The organism is Streptomyces sp. NPDC001781 (genome assembly GCF_053596035.1).
In genome coordinates, this window is the sequence record NZ_JBSFFI010000060.1 from 1 (window position 1) to 7,663 (window position 7,663).

General features: G+C 74.2%; 1 protein-coding gene. It reads right to left on the reverse strand.

Going from position 1 to position 7,663, the window contains the following annotated elements:
* Positions 1-7,663, reverse strand: a 7,663-nt coding sequence (locus ACWCV3_RS28365) for an SDR family NAD(P)-dependent oxidoreductase (protein ID WP_451230036.1), incomplete at both ends; no start/stop codon positions are given.

Here is a 7,663-nt window from a genome sequence, read left to right on the forward strand (position 1 = left end):
CGGCGTCGCCGTCGGCCGCGTCGGGCTCCCCGGCGCAGGCCAGCACCACGCCGGGGGCGGACTCCGCCGCCTCGGCCAGGTCGGCGAAGGGCCGTACCTGCACGCCGGTGGCGGCCAGCGCCTCGACCAGGCCGAAGCGGTCGGCGCCGATCAGCGCCCACTCCCCCGCCGGGGCGGCGCTCAGGGCGAGCGGGGCCCATTCGACGGCGAACAGCGAGTCCGTCGGATCGGCTTCAGCCGCCTTCAGCTGATCCGCCGTCACCGCGCGGGTGATCAGCGAGGCCACCGAGACCACCGGGGCACCGGCCGCGTCCACGGCGGCCAGGGTCAGGCTGCTCTGCGCATCCCGGCGGATCCGCGCCCGCAGGACCGTCGCGCCCGCCGCGTACAGCTCCACGCCGGTCCACGCGAACGGTAGCCGCACCTCGTCGGCTCCGGGCGCCTCGATCAGGCCGCTGGCCTGGAGCACGGCGTCTAGCAGCGCCGGGTGCAGGACGAAGGCACCGGCCTCCTGCGCCACCGACTCCGGCAGCGCGACCTCGGCGAAGACGTCGCCGTCGCGCCGCCACACCGCCTTCAGCCCTTGGAACACCGGGCCGTACTGGTACGACGACTCCGGCACGTCGTACATGCCGCTGATGTCCACCGCGCTCGCCCCGCTCGGCGGCCAGACGGCGAACTCCTCACCGACGCCCACGGCTTGCCCGGTCGGCGCGAGCACACCCTCGGCGTGCTGGACCCACGACTCCCCGGCGCCGTCGGTGCGCGAGTACACCTCCACCGAGCGGCGTCCGTCGTCGGCCGAGGCCACCACGACCTGGACCTGGATCCCACCGGACTCCGGTACGACGAGCGGCGCTTGGAGCGTCAGCTCCTCCAGCACACCGCAGCCCACCTGGTCGCCGGCTTGGACCGCCAACTCCACGAAGCCGGTGCCCGGGAGCAGGATCACGCCGCCGACGCGGTGGTCGGCCAGCCACGGGTGCGTCCGTATCGACAGACGTCCGGTGCACACAATTCCGGCGCCATCGGCCAGTTCCACCGTCGCGCCCAGCAGGGGGTGGGCCAGGGGATCCAGGCCCAGGGAGGACGCGTCGCCGCCCGAGGAGACCGCCGCCGTCGGCCAGAAACTCTCGTGCTGGAAGGCGTAGGTCGGCAGTTCGACGCGTGCTGCGGCGGGCAGGACCTTCGTCCAGTCGACGTACGCGCCCTGCGTCCATGCCTCGGCCAGCGAGGTCACGATCCGGGCCGCGCTGTCGTCGTCCCGGCGCAGGGTTCCACACACCGCGCCCGGCACAGTGCCGACTTCGGCGACCTCTTCCAGCGTGTCCGTGATGGCGCCGAACAGGACCGGGTGAGGGGAGACCTCGATGAAGAGCTGGTGGCCCTGAGCGGCGAGAGTGCGGACGGCGGGGTCGAAGTGGACGGTGTTGCGGAGGCTGTCGTACCAGTAGCCCGCGTTCAGCTCTTCGCCGGACAGAGTCTCGCCGGACATGGAGGAGAGCATCGGCATCCTGCCCCGGCGCGGGGCTATGCCCGAGAGGACCTCCCGGATCTCCGCTTCCAGACGGTCGACCTGGGGGCCGTGGGACGCGTAGTCCACCGCGACCATGCGCGCCCGGATGCCTTCGGACTCGAACTGTGCCTTCAGCTCCTCAAGAGCCTGCGGCTCGCCCGAAACGACCACCGCCGTCGGGCCGTTGACCGCAGCCAGCGCGACCCGGTCATCCAACCGGCCTTCTACCTGTGAGGCGGAGGCGGCCACAGACAGCATGCCGCCCGCGCCCGCAAGCACCTTCAACGACCGCGACCTCAGCGCCACCACCCGCGCGCCGTCCTCCAGCGAGAGCATCCCGGCGACCGTCGCCGCCGCTATCTCGCCCTGCGAGTGGCCGACGACGGCGTCCGGTGCCACACCGGCCGCCTCCCACACCGCAGCGAGCGACACCATCACCGCCCACAGCACGGGCTGGACCACGTCAGCGGCCTCCAGAGCTGGGGCGCCTTCCGCACCCGCCAGGACAGCCCCCAGGCTCCACGGCACCAGCCCGGACAGCGCCGCCTCACACTCCGCCAGCCGCGCCGCGAACACCGGGCTGACCTCGGCCAGTTCCCGGCCCATCCCCAGCCACTGCGAACCCTGACCCGGGAACACGAACACCGTCCGAGCATCGGACCGCGCCACCCCCGAGACCACAGCACCACTGGCCACACCCCCGGCCAGGGCCTCCAGCCCCTCCGCACCCAGCACCACGGCCCGGTGCTCGAACACCGAGCGCGAGGTCGCCAACGACCAGGCCACGTCGGCCGGTTCCAGTTCGGGCCGGGCCGTCACCCACTCATGCAACCGGTCCGCCTGGCCCGCGAGGCCGGCAGCGGTACGCGCCGACAGCAGCCACGCATTCGCACCCGACACCACGGGAGCCACCGGGGCCGTCGTCGGCTCGGGCTCAGGCTCAGCGGCGGGCGCCTCCTCGATGATGATGTGGGCATTGGTCCCGCTGATCCCGAACGAGGACACACCTCCTCGGCGCACCCGCTCGCCGGCCGGCCACTCCACCGGCTCGGTCAGCAGGGACACCTCACCCGCAGTCCAGTCGATGTGCGGCGACGCCTCGTCGGCGTGCAGGGTGCGCGGCAACTCGCCGTGCTGGAGCGCCAGCACGAGCTTCATGATCCCCGCCACGCCGGCGGCGGCCTGCGTGTGGCCGATGTTGGACTTCACCGAACCCAGCCACAACGGACGGTCCTCCGGACGGTCCTGGCCGTAGGTCGCGAGCAGCGCCTGCGCCTCGATCGGGTCGCCCAGCGTCGTGCCGGTGCCGTGGGCCTCGACGACGTCCACGTCGGCGGGTGTCAGGCGCGCGTCGGCCAGGGCGGCGCGGATGACGCGCTGCTGGGAGGGGCCGTTGGGGGCGGTCAGGCCATTGGAGGCGCCGTCCTGGTTCACCGCGCTGCCGCGCACCACGGCGAGGACCGGGTGGCCGTTGCGGCGGGCGTCGGACAGCCGCTCCACGACCAGCATGCCGGCGCCCTCGGCGAAGCCCATGCCGTCGGCCTGGGCGGAGAACGCCTTGCAGCGGCCGTCCTCGGCGAGGCCGCGCTGCCGGGAGAAGCCGATGATTCCTTCGGGGCTCGCGATGACGGTGGACCCGCCGGCCAGTGCCATCGTGCACTCGCCGCCGCGCAGCGCCTGGACGGCCAGGTGCAGCGCCGCCAGGGAGGACGAGCACGCGGTGTCCACCGTGAGCGCCGGGCCCTCCAGACCGAGGGTGTAGGAGACGCGGCCGGACATCACGCTGGTGGCGAAGCCGGTGGTCGCGTGTCCCTCGGAGCCCGCCGCGACGCCCAGCCCGTAGCTGGAGGCGAAGCCGCCGACGAAGACTCCGGACTGGCTGCCGCGCAGTGTCGCCGGGTCGATGCCGGCCCGCTCCAGCGCCTCCCAGGAGACCTCAAGAAGCAGCCGCTGCTGCGGGTCCATCGCGAGGGCCTCGCGCGGGCTGATGCCGAAGAAGTCGGCGTCGAAGCCACGGGCGTCCGAGACGAATCCACCGGCGTTGGTGTAGACGGTGCCTTCGTTGTCGGGGTCGGGGTCGTAGAGCCCCTCGCCCCAGCCCCGGTCGTCCGGGAAGCTGCTGATCGCGTCCTTGCCGGAGGCGAGCAACTGCCAGAAGGCGTCGGGGTCGTCGGCGTCGCCGGGGAAGCGGCAGGCCATGCCGACGATGGCGATCGGCTCGTCGTCGGTCGCCGTGGCCGTGCGGACCGGCGCGAGCGCGGCCAACTGCGCTCCGTCGCTGACGAGTTCGGCCCGCAGGTGGGCGGCGAGCGCGATCGGGTTGGGGTAGTCGAAGACGAGGGTGGCGGGGAGCCGCGTCCCGGTCGCGCCGGTCAGGCGGTTGCGCATCTCCACGGCGGTGAGCGAGTCGAAGCCGAGGTCGGTGAAGGCCCGGGTGGGCGCGATCGCGTCGACGGCGGCGTGTCCGAGGACGGCGGCGGCGTGCGTGCGGACCAGGTCCATGAGCAGCCGCTGACGGTCCTGTTCGGCCATCCCGGCCAGCTGGCGGCGCAGCGAGTCCGCGCCGGCCCCGGTGCTGCCGGAGGCGGCCGTGCGCCGGCCGGTGCCCGCGCCGACCAGCGCCCGCCACAGGGGCGGGACTTCGGCGCTGCGGGCGGCCTGCGCGCGCATCCCGGCGATGTCCCAGCGGGCGGGGACGAGGACGGCCTCGTCGCGGGCGAGCGCCGCGTCCAGCAGGGCGAGGCCCTCTTCGGCGCTCAGTGCGACGGCTCCGCCCCGGTTCATGCGGGCGCGCTCGGCCTCGGAGAGCTGGCCGGTCAGGGCGCTGGTGTCGGCCCACAGGCCCCAGGCGAGCGAGGAGGCGGGCAGGCCGTCGGCGCGGCGCCGGGTGGCGAGGGCGTCGAGGAACGCGTTGGCGGCCACGTAGTTGCCCTGGCCGGGGCTGGAGAACGCCGAGGAGCCGGAGGAGAACAGGGCGAAGTGGTCGAGGTCGAGGTGGCGGGTCAGCTCGTGCAGGTTCCACGCGCCGTCCGCCTTGGGCCGCATCACCGACGCCACCCGGTCCGCCGTCAGCGAGCCGATCGTGCCGTCGTCGAGGACACCGGCGGTGTGGATGACGGTGCGCAGCGGGGCCTCGGCCGGGATGTCGGCCAGGACCTTCGCCAGGTCGTCGCGCTCGGCCGCGTCGCAGGCCACCACGCGTACGGACGCACCCGACTCCGCCAGGTGCACGACGAGTTGGGTCACTCCCGGGGCGCTGGCTCCTGAACGGCTGGTCAGTACCAGTGAGTCGGCGCGGCCCGTGTCCACCAGGTGACGTGCCACCAGCGCGCCGAGCGTGCCGGTGCCGCCGGTGACGAGGGCCGTCGCGGCGCCCGTGTGCGGGGCGCTCGGGATCGTCAGGACCAGCTTGCCGGTGTGCTTGGCCTGCGACATGAACCGGAACGCCTCCCGCGCCCGCCGCACGTCCCACGCCCGCACCGGCAGCATCGACAGCGCGCCCTCGGTCATCAGCGCGCTGATCTCGGTCAGCATCGCGCCCATGCCTTCCGGCCCGGCTTCCGCCAGGTTGAACGGCCGGTACGTGACGCCGGGGTGTTCCGCCGCCACGGTGTCCGCGTCGCGCAGATCGGTCGCGCCCATCTCGACGAACGCCCCGCCGCGCGGCAGCAGCCGCAGTGACGCGTCGATCAGCTCACCGGCCAGCGAGTTGACGACCACGTCCACACCCCCGGTCGCCTTGAGGAACCGGGCTTCGAAGCCCGCGTCACGCGACGACGCGATGTGCTCGGCGTCCAGACCCATCCGCTCCAGCACCGGCCACTTCGCCGGGCTCGCCGTCGCGAACACCTCCGCGCCCAGGTGCCGCGCGATCCGCACGGCGGCCATGCCCACGCCACCGGCGCCCGCGTGGATCAGCACCCGCTGACCTGCACGGACACCCGCCAGCTCGACCAGCGCATACCAGGCCGTCATGAAGGCGACCGGGACGGAGGCCGCGTCCGTGAAGGACCAGCCGTCCGGGATGCGCACCACCTGTCGGGCGTCGGTGACGGCCAGCGGGCCGAACCCGCCTGCCGCCACGCCCATAACCCGGTCGCCGACCGCGAGGGCGGTGACTCCGGGCCCGGTCTCGGTCACGACACCGGCGACCTCAGTGCCCAGCACTCCGCCGCCCGGGTACATGCCCAGGCTGATCAGCACGTCCTTGAAGTTCAGGCCGGCCGCCCGCACCGCGATCCGCACCCAGCCGTCCGGCAGCGGGCCGGCCACGTCCTCCGCAGCCGCCAGCCGCAGCCCCTCCAGCGAGCCGGTCTCGTCCGGCGTCAGCCGCCACGCGCCCTCGGGCGCCACAAGGTCGCCGGACGGGCGGGTCAGACGTCTGCCGTACGCGACCGCGTCGCGCAGGGCGAGTTCGGGCTCGCCGCTGTCCAGAACGGACGGCAGCAGCGCGGCGGACCGGTCGTCGGCGCCGTCGGTCGACAGGTCGGCCAGCACGATCCGGCCCGGGTTCTCCGACTGCGCGGAACGCAGCAGGCCACGGGCCGCCGCTGCCGCGAGGTCGACGACGCCCTCGGCTGCGGACGCGGCGACGGCACCCTGGGTGACCACGACGAGCCGGGCTTCCTCGAACCGCTCGTCGCCGAGCCAGTCCTGCACCAACGTCAGTGCCTCGCCGGTGGCCTCCCGCGCCGCGTCGGCACCGGTCGGCTGCCCGGTGCCGACGCAGGCCAGCACCACGCCGGGAGCGGACTCCGCCGCCTCCAGCTCGGCCAGGTCGGCGAAGGGCCGCACCTGAACGCCGGTGCCGGCCAGCGCCTCGACCAGGCCGAAGCTGTCGGCGCCGATCAGCGCCCACTCCCCCACCGGGACGGCGGGTGCCTCGGGGACGGGGACCCAGTCCATCGCGAACAGTGCGTCCGCCAGCCCGGATTCCGTACCGGCCGAGCGGAGCTGCCCGGCCGTCACCGCGCGGGTGATCAGCGAGGCCACGGAGACCACCGGGGCACCGGCGACGTCCACGGCCGTGAACGACAGGCTGCCCTGCGCGTCCCGGCGGATCCGCGCCCGCAGGACGGACGCGCCGGTGGCGTGCAGTTCCACGCCGGTCCACGCGAACGGCAGCCGCACCTCGCCCGCGTCGTCCTGCGCGGCACCCCCGGGCGCCTCGGCCAGCGCGCCCGCCTGGAGCACCGCGTCGAGCAGCGCCGGGTGCAGGCCGAAGGCGGTGGCCTGCGAAGCCTCGTCCTGTGCCAGCGCGACTTCGGCGTACACCTCGCCGTCGCGCCGCCATACCGCCTTCAGCCCCTGGAACACCGGGCCGTACTCGTACGACGCCGCCGCCAACGCCTCGTACATGCCGCCGACGTCCACCGTGCTCGCCCCGTGCGGCGGCCAGACGGCGAACTCGTCACCGGCGTCCACGGCCCGCCCGGCCGGCGCGAGCGCGCCGGTCGCGTGCCGGACCCACGTCTCCCCGGCGCCGTCGGTCCGCGAGTACACCTCCACGGACCGGCGTCCGCCGGCCTCCTCGGAACCCACCGCCACCTGCACCTGAACACCCGCGCCGGAGTCCGGTACGACGAGCGGCGCCTGAAGGGTGAGTTCCTCCAGCACCCCGCAGCCCACCAAGTCGCCCGCCTGAACAGCCAGTTCCACGAACCCGGTGCCCGGCAGCAGGGTCACACCGCCGACGCGGTGATCGGCCAGCCACGGGTGCGTCCGCACGGACAGACGGCCGGTGCACACGACTCCGGCGCCATCGGCCAGCTCCACCGCCGCGCTGAGCAGCGGGTGGGCCAGGGAGCCCAGGCCCAGCGAGGACGCGTCGCCGCCGGAGGCCGCTACCGCCTTCGGCCAGTAGCGCTCGTGCTGGAAGGCGTAGGTCGGCAGCTCGACGCACTCCGCTGCGGGCAGCACCTTCGTCCAGTCGACGGGCGCGCCGTGGGTCCATGCCTCGGCCAGCGAGGTCACGATCCGGGCCGTGCTGTCGTCGTCCCTGCGCAGGGTTCCACACACCGCGCCCGGCACAGTGCCGACTTCGGCGACCTCTTCCAGCGTGTCCGTGATGGCGCCGGTGAGGACCGGGTGCGGGGAGACCTCGATGAAGACCTGGTGGCCCTGGTCCGCGAGGGTGCGGACGGCGGG